Source organism: Corynebacterium glyciniphilum AJ 3170, from assembly GCF_007673095.1.
GTDB lineage: Bacteria > Actinomycetota > Actinomycetes > Mycobacteriales > Mycobacteriaceae > Corynebacterium.
In genome coordinates this window covers 88,183-105,605 of sequence record NZ_VDYZ01000009.1, presented here as the reverse complement: position 1 = coordinate 105,605, position 17,423 = coordinate 88,183, and the positions used below count along the sequence as shown (strand labels likewise).

The 17,423-nt window shown below is 66.3% G+C and carries 18 protein-coding genes; 11 read left to right on the top strand and 7 right to left on the bottom strand.

The window, feature by feature from the left end; translation table 11 throughout:
* Positions 1–20: 20 nt before the first annotated feature.
* From FS507_RS10225 to FS507_RS10200, 6 genes are all read left to right on the top strand, one after another.
* Positions 21–926: a Rossmann-like and DUF2520 domain-containing protein gene (locus FS507_RS10225; protein WP_145942679.1), complete on the top strand. Its 906-nt coding sequence runs from the start codon at positions 21–23 to the stop codon at positions 924–926.
* Positions 927–1,016: 90 nt separating this feature from the next.
* The gene (panC, locus tag FS507_RS10220) at positions 1,017–1,952 is read left to right on the top strand and encodes a pantoate--beta-alanine ligase (protein ID WP_145942678.1); all 936 of its coding nucleotides are present in this window, start codon (positions 1,017–1,019) and stop codon (positions 1,950–1,952) included.
* A gap of 10 nt (positions 1,953–1,962) precedes the next feature.
* Positions 1,963–2,376 carry an aspartate 1-decarboxylase gene (panD, locus tag FS507_RS10215; protein WP_075816363.1) on the top strand — a complete coding sequence of 138 codons (414 nt, stop codon included), beginning with the start codon at positions 1,963–1,965 and terminating at the stop codon, positions 2,374–2,376.
* A gap of 310 nt (positions 2,377–2,686) precedes the next feature.
* Positions 2,687–3,214: an RrF2 family transcriptional regulator gene (locus FS507_RS10210; RefSeq protein WP_145942677.1), complete on the top strand. Its 528-nt coding sequence runs from the start codon at positions 2,687–2,689 to the stop codon at positions 3,212–3,214.
* 9 nt (positions 3,215–3,223) lie between these two features.
* The gene (locus FS507_RS10205) at positions 3,224–4,465 is read left to right on the top strand and encodes a globin domain-containing protein (RefSeq protein WP_145942676.1); all 1,242 of its coding nucleotides are present in this window, start codon (positions 3,224–3,226) and stop codon (positions 4,463–4,465) included.
* 11 nt (positions 4,466–4,476) lie between these two features.
* Positions 4,477–5,052 carry a GNAT family N-acetyltransferase gene (locus FS507_RS10200; RefSeq protein WP_145942675.1) on the top strand — a complete coding sequence of 192 codons (576 nt, stop codon included), beginning with the start codon at positions 4,477–4,479 and terminating at the stop codon, positions 5,050–5,052.
* Here FS507_RS10200 and FS507_RS10195 read toward each other — a convergent pair.
* On the bottom strand, positions 5,039–6,061 hold the full coding sequence (locus FS507_RS10195) for a MerR family transcriptional regulator (RefSeq protein ID WP_145942674.1): 1,023 nt from the start codon (positions 6,059–6,061) through the stop codon (positions 5,039–5,041). The genes FS507_RS10200 and FS507_RS10195 overlap by 14 nt on opposite strands.
* Before the next feature lie 22 nt (positions 6,062–6,083).
* Positions 6,084–6,689 carry a HEAT repeat domain-containing protein gene (locus FS507_RS10190; protein ID WP_145942739.1) on the bottom strand — a complete coding sequence of 202 codons (606 nt, stop codon included), beginning with the start codon at positions 6,687–6,689 and terminating at the stop codon, positions 6,084–6,086.
* A gap of 260 nt (positions 6,690–6,949) precedes the next feature.
* Between FS507_RS10190 and FS507_RS10185 the strand changes: the two genes are divergently transcribed.
* Positions 6,950–7,324: a hypothetical protein gene (locus FS507_RS10185; protein ID WP_145942673.1), complete on the top strand. Its 375-nt coding sequence runs from the start codon at positions 6,950–6,952 to the stop codon at positions 7,322–7,324.
* 22 nt (positions 7,325–7,346) lie between these two features.
* On the opposite strand, the gene FS507_RS10180 is transcribed toward FS507_RS10185, so the two are convergent.
* Positions 7,347–8,618, bottom strand: a complete 1,272-nt coding sequence (locus FS507_RS10180; protein ID WP_260853299.1) for a YkvI family membrane protein — start codon at positions 8,616–8,618, stop codon at positions 7,347–7,349.
* Positions 8,619–8,764: 146 nt separating this feature from the next.
* On the opposite strand from FS507_RS10180, the gene FS507_RS10175 reads away from it, so the two are divergent.
* Entirely contained in the window at positions 8,765–9,070 is a 306-nt protein-coding gene (locus FS507_RS10175) for a DUF503 domain-containing protein (RefSeq protein WP_145942672.1), read from the top strand.
* Here the strand turns inward: FS507_RS10175 and FS507_RS10170 are convergent.
* From FS507_RS10170 to FS507_RS10155, 4 genes are read right to left on the bottom strand one after another with little or no spacing between them, the layout of a single operon-like run.
* Positions 9,067–9,285, bottom strand: a complete 219-nt coding sequence (locus tag FS507_RS10170) for a hypothetical protein (protein WP_145942671.1) — start codon at positions 9,283–9,285, stop codon at positions 9,067–9,069. The two genes, FS507_RS10175 and FS507_RS10170, sit on opposite strands and share 4 nt — an antisense overlap.
* On the bottom strand, positions 9,275–10,288 hold the full coding sequence (locus FS507_RS10165) for an SPFH domain-containing protein (RefSeq protein ID WP_145942670.1): 1,014 nt from the start codon (positions 10,286–10,288) through the stop codon (positions 9,275–9,277). The genes FS507_RS10170 and FS507_RS10165 overlap by 11 nt, the downstream gene beginning before the upstream one ends.
* A gap of 59 nt (positions 10,289–10,347) precedes the next feature.
* The gene (locus tag FS507_RS10160) at positions 10,348–11,202 is read right to left on the bottom strand and encodes a helix-turn-helix domain-containing protein (RefSeq protein ID WP_145942669.1); all 855 of its coding nucleotides are present in this window, start codon (positions 11,200–11,202) and stop codon (positions 10,348–10,350) included.
* A 19-nt stretch (positions 11,203–11,221) separates the two neighbouring features.
* The gene (locus FS507_RS10155; protein WP_145942668.1) at positions 11,222–12,550 is read right to left on the bottom strand and encodes an MFS transporter; all 1,329 of its coding nucleotides are present in this window, start codon (positions 12,548–12,550) and stop codon (positions 11,222–11,224) included.
* 193 nt (positions 12,551–12,743) lie between these two features.
* On the opposite strand from FS507_RS10155, the gene lysS reads away from it, so the two are divergent.
* The 3 genes from lysS (at position 12,744) to FS507_RS10140 (ending at position 17,292) form a co-directional block, all read left to right on the top strand.
* Complete coding sequence (gene lysS, locus FS507_RS10150) at positions 12,744–14,375, top strand: lysine--tRNA ligase (RefSeq protein ID WP_186314638.1); 1,632 nt, start codon at positions 12,744–12,746, stop codon at positions 14,373–14,375.
* A 263-nt stretch (positions 14,376–14,638) separates the two neighbouring features.
* A complete protein-coding gene (locus FS507_RS10145) occupies positions 14,639–16,048 on the top strand; it encodes an acyl-CoA dehydrogenase family protein (RefSeq protein WP_145942667.1) in 1,410 nt (469 codons plus the stop codon).
* Between the two features lie 35 nt (positions 16,049–16,083).
* Complete coding sequence (locus FS507_RS10140) at positions 16,084–17,292, top strand: acyl-CoA dehydrogenase family protein (RefSeq protein WP_145942666.1); 1,209 nt, start codon at positions 16,084–16,086, stop codon at positions 17,290–17,292.
* The last annotated feature ends 131 nt before the right edge of the window (positions 17,293–17,423 follow it).

Here is a 17,423-nt window from a genome sequence, read left to right as displayed (position 1 = left end):
CGACAGGTAGACTCATCGCCGTGAACGCCACGACCCCCGCCGACCGACAGGAACCCCGCCTGTCGGTCGGCGTCATTTCTGCCGGAGCCGTCGGTACCGCCGTCGCCGAGAGCCTGCTGCGGGCCGGACATCATGTGCACGGGGTCGTCGCCAGGTCAGAGCGGTCCCGCGAGAGGGCCCGGACGCGTCTACCCGGCGTACCCGTCCACGACGACGCCGGCATCGCGGATGTCGCTCAGGCTGCCCTGGTGGTACTCGCCGTCCCTGATCCGGAGCTTCCGGAAGTGGTGACGATGGTGGCGGATGTGGTTCGTTCCGGCCAGATCGTCGTCCACACGGCTGGTGCACTGGGGTGCGAGGTGTTGCAACCGGTCACCGACACCGGAGCATTGCCGCTGGCACTTCACCCGGCGATGACGTTCCGCGGGCGACCGGAGGACGTCGACAACCTGGTGGGCTGTGCATGGGGTGTGACCAGTGACTCCGAGACCGGCGCAGCCGTCGCCGAGCTCCTGGTGGCGACGATGGGCGGGATCCCCGTCCCGATCGCCGAGGAACAACGCACCGTCTACCACGCCGCGATGGCACACGGGGCGAACCATCTGGTCACCCAGGTCGTCGAGTCTCTGCGGATGCTCGACCACGCCCTGGGTGACGGGATCGAGGACCCGCGCTCCTCGCTGCTGTTGCGGCGGATCATCCCTGCCGCTGTCGATGGCGCGCTCGAGAGCCGCATGGCGGCGCTCACCGGCCCCACCGCGAGGGATGACGCAGCCACGGTACTGCGACATCTCGCGGCGTTGAGCCGGACCGGAACACCGGCGGGCGTGGAATCAGACCTCGCGGCGTCCTACCGGCAGGATGCGGAACGGACAGCACGCGCAGCGGGGTCACTGAATGTCGAACGGGCCCTGGACCAGACCTGAATGGGATCTGGCGGGGGAGGACGACTATCGTGTCTTAGCGTCCAGTTTCCTGTGCCATCACAGCCGTCACACCTGTCAGGAGAATCACCGGTGAGTTTCACCCCGGGTCAGGCCACCGTCTACACCGACATCGACAGCATCGGTGAGCTCACCCGTGCGATGCGCAAGGCCGGGCGCCCCGTCGTCCTCGTCCCGACCATGGGAGCGCTGCACGAAGGGCACCTGGCGCTGGTCCGAGCCGCCCAGCAGCTCCCACGGGCCCTGGTCGTGGTGTCGATCTTCGTCAATCCTCTCCAGTTCGCCGAGGGGGAGGACCTCGACGCGTACCCGCGCACACTGGACTCGGATGTCCAGAAGCTCGCCGCCGCCGGGGTGGACGCCGTGTTCGCCCCGAGTCCCCGGGAGATGTACCCCAACGGTCCACGCAGCACCGTCCTGCCGGGGCCGGCAGGCGCTGTGCTGGAGGGGGAGAAGCGGCCGACGCACTTCGCCGGTGTGCTCACCGTGGTGTCGAAGCTGTTCCAGATCACCAACTGCAGCCACGCGTTCTTCGGAGAGAAGGACTACCAGCAGCTCGTGCTGATCCAGCAGATGGTGACGGACCTCAACCTCGGAGTGCAGGTCCACGGTGTGCCCGTGGTGCGCGAGGCGGACGGGCTGGCCAAGTCGTCCCGCAATGTCTACCTGTCCGACGCTGAACGCGGGGCGGCCTTGTCGTTGTCTGCGGCACTGCTCGCCGGCGCCCACGTCGCCGAGGACGGGGCAGAGGCCGTACTGGACACCGCACGCCAGGTGCTGGACACATCCCCGGATGTGGACGTCGATTACCTTGAACTGCGGGGTCTGGACCTCGGCGAGGCACCGGAGAAAGGTGACGCCCGCCTGCTCATCGCAGCACGGGTCGGCTCGACCCGGTTGATCGACAACGTGGGTGTGCCGCTGGGGATCGGGTTCCGCAACATCGGCGAAGAAGTCGAGGGTCCTGAAAGCACTGAAGACCTGACGTCGAGGTCGGGCAGAGAGTAGGGTTTTCCACGTGATCCGCACCATGATGAAGTCCAAGATCCATCGGGCGACCGTCACCCAGGCCGACCTGCACTATGTCGGCTCCTGCACCATCGACGCTGACCTGATGGAGTCCGCCGACCTGCTCGAGGGTGAGCAGATCGATATCGTCGACATCGACAACGGCGCCCGCCTGACCACCTACGCCATCACCGGCGAGCGTGGTTCCGGCATGATCTCGATCAACGGCGCCGCAGCCCACCTCGTCCACCCCGGTGACCTGGTGATCATCATCGCCTACGGGCAGTACACCTCCGAGGAGCTCAAGGACTACAACCCACGGGTCGTCTTCGTCGACGACGCCAATGAACAGGTCACCCTGGGCACCGACCCTGCCGACGTGCCGGTGGGATCGGGGCTGTTGAATCCGCGGTACCCCGCGTAGCGCTGCGCCGGGGGTTCGGGGGCACGGGGTTGGGGGCGCCGGCCGCTGGGACGGACATCTCTGGGTGGTTTCTGTCGTCCGCACCACCCTGGGATTGCTGTGCCAGCAACAGCACACCGCCAGTCAGGGAGAAAACTCCCCGAAAGCCGCCGCGAGAAGAAAATGTGACGGAGATCAATCCCAGTGCGGCCCCACGGGAGGAATGGGCCGGTCTGCGGCAGGTAAACATACCCTGACCTGGTGATCGCCCGCTCTTTTATGGGGCATCTCAGATGTACCTTTGCGTCTCGGGGAGCCTACCGTGGGGTCTATGCACCTCACGAAGTTCACTGACCTGGGTCTCCGGTCGCTGATGATCCTCGGTGACACCGGGGCCGCTGGCGCGACGGACCCGGCGCAGCGGCGCACCATCGGTGAACTCGCCGTCCAGACTGCAGCACCGGCATCACACGTGAAGAAGGTCATCGCCCGGCTGACCGGCGCCGGGATCCTCGGATCGGTACGGGGCCGTAGCGGTGGGGTGTATCTGGCTCACGGCGCGCGGACGGTTGACGTCGGCACGCTCCTGCGGGACCTGGAGGGACGCCACGAAGTCGTGGACTGCGAAGGCGACACCCCGTGCCCGCTGGCCCGTCGCGACTGTTCACTCCGCCATCTGCTCGCCGATGCGCAGGAGAACTTCTTCGCCACCTTCGACGGCATCACACTGGGCGACCTCATCGACCGGAATGCCGCAGGCCAGGACGCCGGGCCGGTTCGTGTGGGGATGCCGACGCTCCCCGTGCCGCCCCACGACAACAACAACCACGGCAACAACAACCACAACGCTGACGAGTAAGGAAGCATAATGTCCAGCACCACCACGTCCGTATTGTCCGATTCCGTGCGGTCCCGCCGTCTCACCCCTGAGCACGAGGCGACCGTGAAAGCCACGCTGCCGGTGATCGGCGCGCACATCAACGAGATCACCCCCATCTTCTACAGCCGCATGTTCGCTGCCCATCCGGAGCTCATCCGCGATACCTTCAACCGCGGTAACCAGCGTTCGGGCGGGCAGCAGAAGGCGCTGGCGGCCTCGGTCGCCACCTTCGCCTCGATGCTCGTCGACCCGTCCGCCCCGGACCCGGTGGCGATGCTCTCGCGGATCGCACACAAGCATGTTTCGCTCGGAATCACCGCGGACCAGTACCAGATCGTGCACGACCACCTGTTCGCCGCCATCGTCGAGGTCCTCGGTGACGCGGTCACCGCAGAGGTCGCCGAGGCGTGGGACGAGGTGTACTGGCTGATGGCCGACGTGCTCGTCGGTGCGGAGTCGGGAATGTACCGGGAGGCAGGCGTTGAACCGGGCGATGTCTTCCGCGATGCTGTCCTGGCAGGTCGCCGTGACCTCTCGGAGACGGTCACCGAGTTCACGTTCACCGCCCCCGAGGAGTTCGCCCACGCGCGTGCCGGTCAGTATGTGTCGATCGGGGTGGTGCTGCCGGACGGTGCCCGGCAGCTGCGTCAGTATTCGCTGGTTGACTGGGGTGTGGAAGGGTTCACCATCGCTGTGCAGCGGGACGGCGAGGTATCGGGGGCGTTGCTGGACGGGCTCGCCGTCGGGGACCGGGTGGACGCCACCCTGCCCGCCGGCGACCTGGTCCTCGACGACCGGGTCCTGGCCGGCACGGTCCCGGTGGTACTGGTCAGCTCCGGGATCGGTTCGACCCCGATGACGGGAATGCTCTCGTCGTTGGCCGCTGCCGGCACTGCTCCGACAGTGACGGTGATCCACGCAGACGAGGACGCGGCGTCCTACGCCCAGCGCGAGGTGACCGACAGCTATGTTGCGGCCCTCCGGGATGCCGGGGCGACGGTGCATGTGGTGACGTCCTACCGCGCGGACGGCGATGGCGTCGACCTGGCCACGCTCGCCGCGAGCCCCGGGGAGTCCGTGCTTCCGGTGGGGGCATCCTGGTACCTGTGCGGCGGTACGGGGTTCCTGCAGAGTGTCCGGTCACAGTTGGAGGCGGAGGCTGAGGTGTTGCGTCCCGCGGCGGTGAACGTGGAGTTGTTCAGCCCCAATGACTGGTTGCTGGGAGAGTAGTCTCGGTCGGTATGACCGATCCCGATGCGCCGTTGAGCTGGCCACTGCCGTCCGCCGACATCGTCGGGGAGCTCGGCGACGGGACGACATTGCGGCTGCGGGCACCGGTGGACAGTGACCTGCCGGGACTGGTGACCTCCAGCAGGCATGCGGATTCGCGGCGGTTCACCCACCTGGAGGAGAACTACTCCCGCGGCGATGCCGAAGCTTTCCTGCGCACGATGGCCCGTTCCCCGACGGCGATGCTGTGGATCGTCGATGATCCGGACGCGCCGGGGCAGTTCGGGGGAACACTCGAGGTGCGGTTGGTCAGCAGAGAGGCCCGGTGCGTGGAACTGGGCTACACCACAGCACCCCACCTGCGCGGACGTGGTCTGATGACCGCGGTGGTGCGGACAGTCACGGAGTTCCTCTTCGACTACCGTGTGCACCGGGTCCAGATCAAGGCGAACCCCGAGAACGCCCCGTCCTGCGCAGTGGCGGTCAACGCCGGATTCTTCCGTGAAGGGACGGCCCGGGACGCCGAGATGCTGCGGGGCCGGTTCAACGACCTCGACACTTTCGCCCGCCTGGCTACGGACGGGTGAGTGCCCGGGCTGTCAGCGCGACGGTGCGGTCAGGGTCGGTGGTGAAGGCCGACAGGGCCGTCACGGCAGCTGTTCCGGCGGTGCCGACGAGTTCGGCGAGAGCCTGGACCGTGCGCAGTCGGGCGTCCTGCGGCGCGGTGGCACCGGACGACGCGAGTTGCGAGACGACCTCTTCTGCCGTGTGCGGGTGCCGACGGCACAGGGACGCCAGAGCCTCAGCGGCGTCGACGTCGTGGTCACCGTCGACAACCATGGCCACCAGGCGCCCGGTGAGATCGTCGTCGGCCTCCCGGTGGGCGAGTGACAGGACGGCGCGGGAGCGGACGGAGCGTTCGGAGTGTTCGGAGTGTTCCTTGTCATCGGCCAGGATCTTCAGGGCTGCCGTGGAGGTTTCCCCGGCGATGTCGCCGAGGGCTTCGACGATGCGCAGGCGTACCGCCGCATCTGCCGAGGCCATCCGGGCTGTGAGTGCGCGGACGGCGTTCTCGCCGGTGCGTGCCAGCGACCAGCGTAGGGTCCCGGCGACGTTGGGGCCCGCCTCGTCCAGGTAGGACGTGACGAGCGCCGTGGTCGCCCGGCCCGGCGCAGTGCGCAGGACGGCGGACTGCCGGGCACCGGAACGCCGTGACCGCAGGGCGCTGAGCAGTGACGTGACGGCCAGGACGTCATCCCAGCTGTCCGGCGGATCGTCATGGTGGTCCCGGAGGGAATCCAGCCGGTCAAGAAGAGCCTGTTCGTCGAGGATCCTCTCCCGGGTCTCCTCGCGCAACCGGTCGACGACGGCGGCGACGTCGAGGGCGGGGTCGTCGAGCGCGGTACGGACCTCCTCGACGCCCATGCCCAGGGACCGCAGTGACTCTACCTTCATCAGGCGTCCGAGGTCCCCACGGGAGTATTCCCGGTAGCCACCACTGGTGCGGTGCGACGGAGTGACCAGACCGTGTGCGTCGTAGTACCGCAGCATCCGCGTACTGACCCCCGTCCTGCGCGACACCTCACCGATGAGCATGCTCTGATCTTAATCCGTGCTGTTACTCCGGGTGGGCGACCGCGTATTCGGCCGCGTCGAAACCGTAGTCGGGGTCGTCGAGGAGGATCAGGGTGGCTGCGGCATGGGCTGCGGCTACGCCGCCAGCTGTGCTGGCATCGTCGAGGACAGGCCGGCCGGCCTCCCCGAGCTGGAGGAACACCCGGGAGAGGCTGCGGCGCAGTTCCCGGGGGCCACGGCCCAGTTGGGTGCTGAGACGGGTCGCGAGCTGTCGTGCGTCTCTCGTCGGGACAAGACCGGCGGCGGCACGCCAGGCCGTGCGTGCGACGTCATCGTCGGCATCGCCGAGCAGATCATCGGTGATGTGCGGATAGGCGGAGTCCTCACCGATCTTCGACAGGGTGTGCAGTGCCTGTGCCCGCGCCTGCGGCGTGGGCGAGAGTAGCTCGGTGAGCAGCGGCGGCAGGGTGATCGACACGGGGTGCCTGGTGAGTGCCCAGGTCAGCATGTCGCGGACGAAGAAGTCCGGCTCGACTGCGCACCGGGCGACGAGTTCGCGGACGGTGGCGGTGTCCGCCGGGTCCGGTGTGGTGCCTGCGTCCAGTGCGGCGCGGAGGCGGACAGAGGGGTCTGTGGCGTTGAGGTTCATGACCTCAGTCGACACCTTGACACCGTGTGAAGGTCAAGCGTGAAAATAACTAGACAGCTCGGTCTGTTGGTGTGTTAGTCTTAGGACCACGATCAAGAAGTTCATCCCGTGGTCGCAGTGCACCTTTCAGGATGCGGCGGCCACCCGGACCCCGGCTGGCGTGGGTGACTGGCAACCGTGTCGCGTACACCGGTGCCCCCGGAGGACGATCGGCCCTGCCACAGACAGTGAGCGGGGAAACGCGAACTCGTAGGAGCATCATGCGCCATCCACAATGCCGACTGTTCCATCCGGGACATCAGGTCCACCACATCCAGGCACGGAAAGTCGCCGAGGTACTCCACCCGGCGTCAGGAGAACTCGAACGCTTCACCGCGGCGGAACTGACCGATCTCGGTGGGGGATGGTTTGAGGCTGACATCGGCGGAGAGACATGGCTCGGCTGGAACCACAGCCTCGACGACGTGGCCGCATTCTCCCGCGACTCCATCCTGGGAGAGGTGCTCTTCGTCCCTGAGTACTCCGCCCTGGTGTGTGTACGGGGACAGTTCGACTCCGTCGCTTCGCAGCGACGGCTCCTGTACCCGGCCTGGGGGAGGAGGCAGGACTGCATCCCGGTGAGCGCCGTGATCTGACTGCGGCGCCCCTACAGGCGACTCAGGCGCCGTCTCGACGGTCCTCGTCGCCGTCGCCGTCGCCGTCGTCGCCGTCCTCACCGGTGACTTCGCTGGTGACCTGCTCGGCCAGCGCGTCGGAGTCGGCGTCGGACTCCTTGAGTTCATCCGACAGTTCGGACTCGTCGTCGCTGCTGAAGTCGGCGTCGTCGTCCTCACGCTGTTCGGTGAGGTCGCGGATGGTGTCGCGGTGTCCGCTCTCCTCGGTGAGACGCCTGCGGGCGTAGATCCACCAGCCGACCAGGAATACCACCATCGCCATGCCGAGGTAGCCGAGCACCGGGTAGACGTAGGTCATCAGGGTGTCGAAGCCGATGAAGCTCACGGCGTAGCCTGCGGCGCACAATGCGAGGAACACCGGGGTGTACCAGGACGGACGGGAGGACGTGACCCGCCTACCCAACGCGTAGAACATGCCGATGGCGGTGTTGAAGATCATTGCGAAGATGATGAACACCATCACGTAGCCCATGGCCGGGTGCATGGAGTTGAACAGGGTCAGCATCGGCACGTCGTCGCCGGCGACGGTCTCAATGTTTGCCAGGAGCGTGAACACGGCCAGGATGAGCAGGATGGTGTAGATGACGCCGCCGAGCAGGCCGCCACGTCCGGCGTCCCGCATATTGGCGTGGTTCCCGCCGATCACCAGCGACATCGAGACACCCAGGAGGAGCGCGAGCCCGTTGTAGTTCACCGCCGACAGCCACCACGGGCTGACGGGGGACTCTTCCTGGGTCGCAAGTTCGCTGACGGCGCTGAAATCGTCCGGCAGGTTGAACAGCGTGTAGACGAAGCCGATGAGGACGGCGAGAATCAGCAGCGGCGTCAGCCCGCCGATGATGTCGCTGACCTTGTCGACATCGAGCAGACCGGTGACCATGACCAGGACGGTCATGATCAGTGCGCCGATCCATGCCGGCAGGCCGAACTGCTGCTCCAGGTTTGACCCGGCACCGGCGAGCATCACGAAACCGATACAGAACAATGTCAGCGTGACCACGATGTCCAGCCCCCACGACACCGCAGGGTGGGTGATGCTGCGGAAGACGGCCTTGTGTTCGTCGGCCAGGAAGTAGCTGCCGAGCTGCAGAATCACTGCACCGGCCACGGCCATGACCACGCCGGCGAGAACCGCACCCCACAGTCCGTTGATGCCGAAGGACGCGAAGTACTGGATGACCTCGAGTCCGGTGGCGAAACCGGCGCCTACGAGCAGTCCGAGGAATGCCATCGATATCTTGAGTTGTTCTTTCACGGGTGCCTGTCCTCTTGGAGTCGTTATCTCGTGACTGTCTCGTCGTCGCCTGTGGCTGGACTGCTGGACTGTACCGCATATCGTCCTGGTCCGTCGGACGTCGGCACTGTCTCTTCCGTCCTCCATACGCTACTGTTACTGGCCATATGTGGATCGGAACTCTTGAACTTGATGTTCTCCTCGGCGACGTACGCTCGCTCAAACAGAAACGCTCCGTGGTCCGGCCGGTGATCGCGGAAGTGCACCGGAAGTTCGGCATTTCCGTGGCGGAGGTCGATCACCGTGACCTCCACCGGCGGACGGCCATCGGTGCGTCGGTGGTCAGCGGGGACCGGGAGCATGTCGTCGAGATCCTGGAGGCAGTGGAACGTCTCGTCGCTGCGCGGCCCGAGATCCAGGTGTTGTCCGCCCGGCTCCGGTACCTCTCCTCCGGGGACCTCGAAGACCTCTAGGCGGGCTTGTCCGGGTCAGGGCCGGACCGACGCGGTGGGCGTCCACGTCTGGGCAGTTCGCCGGTCGATTTCGGTAACCGCCCGGCCCGGCGCAGCTGATCGCGCAGCATCACCTCGATCTGGGCGTTCACACTGCGCAGGTCATCGTGGGCCCAGCGGGCGATCGCGTCGTAGACCGCCGGGTCGATGCGAAGTGGGACGTTCTTACGCGCCATGGAGACCACCGGTGTTGATCACCGGTTGGGTCGACGAGTCGGAACACAGGACGACGAGCAGGTTCGAGACCATGGACGCGCGACGTTCCGGGTCCAGGTCGACGATATCGCGTTCCTCCAGCTGGTCGAGAGCTGTCTGGACCATTGAGACGGCACCGTCGACGATCTGCTCGCGGGCGTCGACGACAGCCTGAGCCTGCTGGCGCTGCAGCATCGCGCCGGCGATCTCGGGGGCGTAGGAGAGCGCCGAGATGCGGGCCTCGACGATCTCGAGCCCGGCGACGGCGACGCGGGCGGCGACCTCGTCGGCCAACTCCTGCGACACCACGTCGGTGGAACCGGCGAGACTGGTGGCGGCGTCCCCGGACGTGCCGTCGGCGTTGATGCGTCCCGGCACGGAGTCATAGGGGTGGGTGGTCGCCACGTGGCGTAGTGCGGACTCGGACTGGGAGTGGATGAACTCCTCGACGTCCTCGACGGAGAAGGTGGCCTTCGCGGTGTCGGAGACCTGCCAGACGACGATCGCGCCGATCTTCACCGGGTTGCCGTTGAGGTCGTTGACCTTGATCTCGTTGGTCTCGAAGTTCCGGACCCGGACGCTGACCTTCTTCGACGTCGCCAACGGGGGAACGAGGGTGAGGCCGGTCGTCCGGTTGGTGCCGAGGTACCGGCCGAAGAACTGGACGACCTGGGTGTGGCCGGGGTTGATGACACGCAGCATCGTCAGGATGACCACGGACAGGAGGATGAGGACCACGCCGACGCCGATGAGCGTACCGCCGAGTGCCTCGCCGACGCTCCCGGAACTCATACCCACCCCGGCCCAGACGATCAGGGCGATGGGGGCGAGGAAGAGAACGATACCGCCGAGGAGGGCGAAGACGGCCAGTCCGGTGGAACCGGACCATGCACGGTGCTCGCTGATGCTGACGTTGGTGCCGTCGTGTCCGACGGGGGTTCCCGCGACGCCGTCGGGGGCCGCGGTGGGGGTCTCGGGTGTCATGGTGTCCTCTCTGCGTCCGGAATCTCCGGAAACTGATATCACTTAACGTTAAAGTGATATCAGTTTGATGTCAAGATCTGGCAGATCCACGCGGTCACCAAACCGTCCCCCTGACATGTCTCCGCAATCGAGCGGATGACGTCGGGGGAGTTCCGGTGGCGGGACGCCACATCCAACGCCACGTCCCTCGCGCTGTGGACGGCCTGGACCGGAGGGAGGCCCCCGCCGGGGTCTCCTTCCCAGGCCAGGAGCGTCCGGCAGGTCAGGGTGATCTCCGGCGGGGCCACCCGGGCAACCACGCTGCGCGCGGCCGCAGGCATGCCGACGGTGACCAGTACAGCGACGGCCGTCTCCAGTGCTGCCTGACGGACTGGCCCGGGGGCATCGACGGCCGAGACGAGGGCGTCCACCAGGGCGTCCACGCTGTCGGCGGTCATGTTGTCGCGTACCGTGACCACCGCGTCCAGCAGTTCGACGGTCTCCAACGCCACTGGCGTCGAGGTGGTCAGCGGGTCCACTGCAAGATCGTCCACCACCGGACGAGGATCGCCGTCGGCCCACGGATCGGAGTGGGTGAGAACGTAGCGGGCACGCGATATCCAGGAGGCCATCGGAGACGAGACAGGGAGTCCGTCTCGGGTACCTGTGCTGAAGCTGACCGTGATCAGTTCGCCGAAGCCGTCCCAGGAAGCCAGGAGCCGTGAATCGAACTGTTGGGCGGTCAGCAGTGACGCACTGAGCCCGAGGCGTTCCGCCAGTCGGGAGATCACCCCGTCGGGCGGCACGCTCTGCCCGCCCTCCCACCGTGACACCGCGCTGGCGGAGCATATTCCGGAGGCCAGGGCCGTCTGAGACATCCCCCGTTCAAGACGGGCGTGCCGTAGTCGGCGTCCGAAAACAGAGACCTCGTCCATGAAAACCGAGCGTACGTGCTTACTCGGGCGTACGTCGCTGTTGCAGGAGAAGTACGCCGGCCCCCGCGGCGCCACCGAACGCGACCACTGCGACAGTGACCCCGAGTGAGAATGCGGAGGCCGCCCACACCCCGACAACCGCAGTACCGAATGCTCCACCGACCTGCAGCATGAGGCGGCTGTGAGCCCCGACAGCAGGAGCCTGTTCGTCCGAGACGACCTCATAGGCCGCGGACAGGGCGACTAACGTGCACGCGCCCAGGCCCAGGCCCCGGACGAGCGCGCCGACAGCGATGGCGGCGGCGGATATCACCGTCCAGCTGCTGACCGCCTGCATCAACACTGTGCCCACGGCCGCGACCACCAGTCCCAGTCCGATGACGGCGAAAGCGTTGGTCGAGTGCCAGGGTCCTTTGATCAGAGTGCGCACCATCCAGGCACCCAGACCCTGAACACCGAGCAGAACGCCGGCAATCCATGCCGGCTTGCCGAGTTCGGTCTGCAGATGCAGTGACGTGGACAGCAGCGTGCCGTAGAACACGGCACCCACGACCAGACAGAGGCCCATCACCGTGGCAAATGCAGGGCTGCGGTACAAGGACACGTCCAACAGTGGAGTGGCCGACCGTAGGTCGAGGATGCAGAAGAGGAGCAGCAGTATGACGGCGATGCCGACCGACAGCACGCCCCACCCCAGCGGGAGTTTCCCGACCTCGCTGACCGCCCACAGGAGTGTGACCACCCCCGCGACTGCGGGGAGTGCCTGGCCAAGTCCCAGCGGGTTCCCGTGTCCTCCTGTGCGGGGGAGCGCGCCGGGGGCCATGATCAGTGCGACGACGGCTACGGGAACGTTGACGAGGAAGAGTATCCGCCAGCCGACGGCATCCACTAGCACGCCGCCCAGTAGCGGACCGAAAGCCGGTGCGATGACGGCGGGAAGGCCGATGGTGGCCAGCGCGTCACGCATTCCGGCGCGACCGACGATCCCGGCGGCAAGCTGTTGTACGGCGGGCATGATGAACCCGCACGCTGCCCCCTGCAGGACCCGGGAACCGATGAACACGACCAGGTTTCCGCTCAGGCCCACCAGCGCCGACGCGATGGCGAAGACAACCACCGATGCCGCCCAGACCTGTCGCGAACCGAAGCGGCGCAGGCAGGTCGTTGACAGAATGATGCCCACCGTGGCGGCAAGCATGTAGCCGGAGACACCGAGCTGGAGGGAGTCTTCGCTGATACCCAGATCGGAACTGATTGACGGCAGGAGGACGTTGACCAGACTTGAGTCGATCAGCGGCAGAATCGACGCGAGGAGGAGCACCGTCGTCGTACGGGGAGTGAGTGACATATGCTCAAGCGAAGTTCGCCCGGTCCGGTGTCGGCAACGCTTGACGGTCACCTCCGGGTCCGGCGTCGGAAACCGCAGGAAAGGGAGTGTCTCTCAGGCTTCTGTCAGTAGCGGTGTGATGCTGTCACCCCCGTCGTTCGCCGGTCGGCCTCAGGGCAGGTCCACGTGACGCCATGCAGTAGGCTGGAGCACCGTGACTGACGCGAAGAACTCCCCCCAGAACGCATCGAAGGTCTCTCCGGAGATTGACGGTGGTGACCTCCCCGAGCAGGTGAAGGTCCGGCGTGGCAAGCGTGACCGCCTCATCGCCGACGGCCGTGACCCGTACCCGGTGGAGGTCGCCCGCACGCATGCGCTCAAGGACATCGTCGCGTCCTACGCTGTTCTGCCGAAGGACGAGGACGAGGCCGCGGCGGTCGAACGGGCCGCAGGGGTGACCTACCTGGCGGCCGGCGACGAGACGTCGGAAGAGGTGGGAATCGCCGGACGGGTGATCTTCGTGCGCAACACCGGCAAGCTGGCGTTCGCCAGGATCCAGGACGGGGACGGTACCCAGTTGCAGGCGATGCTGTCGCTCGCCGAGGTGGGGGAGGACGCCCTGGCTTCCTGGAAGTCCGACGTCGACCTCGGCGACATCGTCTTCATCCACGGCCGTGTGGTCGCCTCGAAGCGCGGCGAACTCTCCGTCATGGCGGACTCCTGGTCGATGGCCTCGAAGTCGCTGCGCCCGCTGCCGGTGGCACACAAGGAACTCAGCGAAGACACCCGCATCCGCCACCGGTACACGGACCTGATCATGCGTGAACAGGCCAGGACCAACGCGGTGACACGTATCAAGGTCATGCGCGCCCTGCGTCATGCGCTGGAGAGCCGTGACTTCCTCGAGGTCGAGACCCCGATGCTGCAGACTCTCCACGGTGGTGCCGCCGCGCGTCCGTTCGAGACCCACTCCAATGCGCTGGACATCGATCTCTACCTGCGGATCGCGCCGGAGCTCTACCTCAAGCGCTGTGTCGTGGGTGGCATCGACAAGGTCTTCGAGGTCAACCGTAACTTCCGCAACGAGGGAGTGGACTCGTCCCACTCGCCGGAGTTCGCGATGCTCGAGACCTACCAGGCCTACGGGACCTATGACACCGGCGCGACGCTGATCCGTGAGGTCGTCCAGGAGATCGCCGAGGAGGTCTTCGGCTCCACCACCGTGACGCTCGTGGACGGTACCGAGTACGACTTCGGCGGCGAGTGGAAGACCATGGAGATGTACCCCTCCCTGAACGAGGCACTCAACCGTAAGTTCCCCGACCAGGACGTCGTGGACGAGGTCACCGTGGACACCTCTGTCGAGGAGCTCAAGGCCCTGGCCGCGGTGATCGGTCTGCCGGTCCCGCCGAAGGGTGGGTGGGGACACGGCAAGCTCGTCGAGGAGATCTGGGAGATCCTGTGCGAGGACCAGCTCTACGGCCCGGTCTTCGTCCGTGACTTCCCGGTCGAGACGTCCCCGTTGACCCGCCAGCACCGCAGCAAGCGCGGGGTGACGGAGAAGTGGGACCTCTACGTGCGGGGATTCGAGCTGGCCACGGGTTACTCCGAGTTGGTGGACCCGGTGATCCAGCGTGAACGCTTCGAGGATCAGGCGCGTCTCGCCGCCGGCGGTGACGACGAGGCCATGGTGCTGGACGAGGACTTCCTGGCGGCGATGGAGCAGGGCATGCCGCCGACCTCCGGAAACGGTATGGGCATCGACCGTCTGCTGATGGCACTGACAGGACTGGGCATCCGCGAGACGGTGCTGTTCCCGATGGTGAAGCCGGAAAGGGACAGCTGAGCCCGCGACTGCATCTGTAGGGGGCGCTACGGGGGTGACTGGCGGGGGTGCGGGGCAGGATACTTCACCTGCCCCGATCTAAATGTTTCGCGGTATGACTGTGTGACAGACGTCGAATACGTGCATTTGTGACGCGGATCATGGTTCGTGGTTATGATGTAATCATTATCTGTCCGACCCAACTCCATGACTGTCTAAGACTGTCCGTCCCCCGGTGACCGCCGGGGCGAGACTCGAGTACAGCGAAAGGTAGCTGCCTCACCATGAGTGACCGAAGCAAGCGGAACGATTCCACACCGGGCCTCAACACGATCAAGCGTGACGCCATCGGTACCGCGATGCGCGTCCTGACCCGCTTCACCGGCTCCGACCTGGCCACCAAGTACGGCCTGAGCGAGAAGGTGGACCGGGTGGCCTATGAGTCCACCAAGGGCGGAATGCGCACCCTTGGTGCGATCAACCGCCAGTTCAAGAAGTCCAAGGGTTCCGGCAAGCCGGTGCGGCTGGAGAACCAGGGTAGCGAGGGCGACGGCACCACCGAGCCGAAGAAGCCCGCGAAGGCACTCTTCGACCTGACCCCCTCCGAAGACCAGGAGATGCTGACCTCCGCCGTGCGTGAATTCGCCGAGGAGCAGCTCCGCCCCGGCGCGCACGACGCCGATGAGGCCGCCGAAACCCCCCAGGAGATCCTGGACACCGCAGCTGAACTGGGAATCTCCCTGGTCAGCCTGCCGGAGGAGTATGAGGGCCTGGCCTCCGAGTCCGCCTCCACGACCTCCGCTCTCGTTGCCGAGGCGCTGGCATTCGGCGACATGGGCCAGGCTATCGCGATCCTGGCGCCCGCCGGTGTCGCGACCACCATCACCAACTACGGCGATGATGCACAGCAGAAGACCTACCTGCCGGAGTTCGCCGGCGAGTCGGTTCCCCAGGCCGCCGTGATCGTCAACGAGTCCCGTGCCCTGTTCGATCCCTTCGTCCTGCAGACCACCGCCAAGCGCGAGGGCGACAACGTCGTCATCAACGGTGTGAAGACCATGGTCCCCAGCGCCGGCTCCGCCGAGCTGTTCGTTGTCGCCGTGGACCTGGACGGCGTCAACACCTTCGCCATCGTCGAGTCCTCCACCGAGGGCGTCGTGGTCGAGGCCGACCCGTCCATGGGTGTCCGTGCCGCAGGCCTGGGCCGCGTCCTGCTCAAGGACGTCAAGGTTCCGGCGTCCAACCTGCTCGGTGGTGCAGAGCTCGACGACGAGACCCGCACCGAGAACTACGCCGAGATCATCCGCCGTGCCCGTCTGGGCTGGGCCGCACTCGCTGCCGGCACTTCCGAGGCGGTCCTCGAGTACGTCAAGCCCTACGTCAAGGAGCGGCAGGCCTTCGGTGAGCCGATCGCGCACCGCCAGTCCGTCGCCTTCATGGTCGCCAACATCCGTATCGAGCTCGACGGGCTGCGCATGATCCTGCTCCGCGGTGTCTCCCGGATCGACCAGGGGCTGTCCTTCAACCGTGAGGCGGGTCTCGCCCGTCGCTTCGCCGCAGACCGTGGTATGCAGATCGGCCTCGACGGCGTTCAGCTACTCGGCGGCCACGGCTACACCAAGGAGCACCCGGTGGAGAAGTGGTACCGCGACCTGCGTGCCGTTGGTGTCGCCGAAGGCGTCGTGGTCCTGTAAGTCCCCGTCAGTAACAACATCGAAGGAGCACTGTAATGATCAACCTGGAACTCCCGAAGAAGCTGCGCGGGACCATCAACCAGGCCCACCAGGCCGCCGCGGAGATCTTCCGACCCATCGCACGTAAGTACGACCTCGCTGAGCACGAGCGTCCCATCGAGCTCGACACCATGGCCTCGCTGGTCGAAGGCATGAGCGACGGCGGCGGCAACCTCGCCGGGGCGTCCGGCGGCCGAGGTGACAAGAAGAAGGACGACGGATCCGTCCGCAACGGCGGCAACATGTCCTCTCTGCTCAACGTCATCGAGACCTGCTGGGGCGATGTCGGACTGACCCTGTCGATCCCCTACCAGGGCCTCGGCAACTCGGCCATCGCCGCTGTGGCCACCGATGAGCAGCTCGAGCGCTTCGGCAAGGTGTGGGCGTCCATGGCCATCACCGAGCCGCAGTTCGGTTCCGACTCCGCAGCGGTCGCCACCACGGCGAAGCTGGACGGCGACGAGTACGTCCTCAACGGCGAGAAGATCTTCGTCACCGCCGGTGACCGGTGCACCCACGTCGTCGTCTGGGCCTCTGTCGACAAGTCCGCCGGCCGTGCCGCCATCAAGTCCTTCGTCGTCCCCCGCGACACCCCGGGCTTTGAACTGGTCCGGTTGGAGCACAAGCTCGGTATCCGTGCCTCCGACACCGCCCACTTCATCCTGGACAACGTGCGTGTCCCGAAGGAGAACCTGTTGGGTTCCCCGGAGGTCGACACGAAGAAGGGCTTCGGTGGCGTCATGGCCACCTTCGACAACACCCGCCCGTTGGTGGCGGGCATGGCCGTCGGTGTCGCCCGCGCCTCCCTGGAGAAGCTGCGCAAGATCCTGACGAAGGCCGGCCTGGAGATCGACTACGATGCTCCGAGCTGGAACCAGCCCGCTGCCGTGGCCGAGTACATCCGCCTCGAATCCGACTGGGAGGCCGCGTACCTGTTGACGCTGCGTGCCGCCTGGATGGCCGACAATAAGCAGCCGAACAACAAGGAAGCCTCCGAGTGCAAGGCGAAGGCCGGTCGCATGGCCACCGACCTGACCCTGCGCGCCGTCGAGCTTGCCGGCACCTACGGCTACTCGGAGCGCTCCCTGCTCGAGAAGTGGTCCCGCGACTCGAAGATCCTGGACATCTTCGAGGGCACCCAGCAGATTCAGCAGCTGGTCGTCGCCCGCCGTGAGCTGGAGCTGACCTCCGCACAGCTGAAGTAGCAGTTCACAGAGCCGAGAGTGGCCGCCGGTCATACTGACCGGCGGCCGCTTTTCGCGTCTCCAGCGCCCTCGGGATTGGTGGCCATCCCGCACACATCCCGCGGCAGTACGGTCAGACGACGACCGTCCGC

Excerpts from the sequence above, each read along its gene's own strand:
- FS507_RS10170 (WP_145942671.1), bottom strand. The coding sequence starts at position 9,285 with ATGGCGCGTAAGAACGTCCCACTTCGCATCGACCCGGCGGTCTACGAC.
- FS507_RS10175 (WP_145942672.1), top strand. The coding sequence starts at position 8,765 with ATGTGGATCGGAACTCTTGAACTTGATGTTCTCCTCGGCGACGTACGC.
- FS507_RS10185 (WP_145942673.1), top strand. The coding sequence starts at position 6,950 with ATGCGCCATCCACAATGCCGACTGTTCCATCCGGGACATCAGGTCCAC.
- FS507_RS10205 (WP_145942676.1), top strand. The coding sequence starts at position 3,224 with ATGTCCAGCACCACCACGTCCGTATTGTCCGATTCCGTGCGGTCCCGC.
- FS507_RS10200 (WP_145942675.1), top strand. The coding sequence starts at position 4,477 with ATGACCGATCCCGATGCGCCGTTGAGCTGGCCACTGCCGTCCGCCGAC.
- FS507_RS10145 (WP_145942667.1), top strand. The coding sequence starts at position 14,639 with ATGAGTGACCGAAGCAAGCGGAACGATTCCACACCGGGCCTCAACACG.
- FS507_RS10155 (WP_145942668.1), bottom strand. The coding sequence starts at position 12,550 with ATGTCACTCACTCCCCGTACGACGACGGTGCTCCTCCTCGCGTCGATT.
- FS507_RS10140 (WP_145942666.1), top strand. The coding sequence starts at position 16,084 with ATGATCAACCTGGAACTCCCGAAGAAGCTGCGCGGGACCATCAACCAG.
- FS507_RS10190 (WP_145942739.1), bottom strand. The coding sequence starts at position 6,689 with ATGAACCTCAACGCCACAGACCCCTCTGTCCGCCTCCGCGCCGCACTG.
- FS507_RS10195 (WP_145942674.1), bottom strand. The coding sequence starts at position 6,061 with ATGCTCATCGGTGAGGTGTCGCGCAGGACGGGGGTCAGTACGCGGATG.
- FS507_RS10160 (WP_145942669.1), bottom strand. The coding sequence starts at position 11,202 with ATGGACGAGGTCTCTGTTTTCGGACGCCGACTACGGCACGCCCGTCTT.
- FS507_RS10210 (WP_145942677.1), top strand. The coding sequence starts at position 2,687 with ATGCACCTCACGAAGTTCACTGACCTGGGTCTCCGGTCGCTGATGATC.
- FS507_RS10165 (WP_145942670.1), bottom strand. The coding sequence starts at position 10,288 with ATGACACCCGAGACCCCCACCGCGGCCCCCGACGGCGTCGCGGGAACC.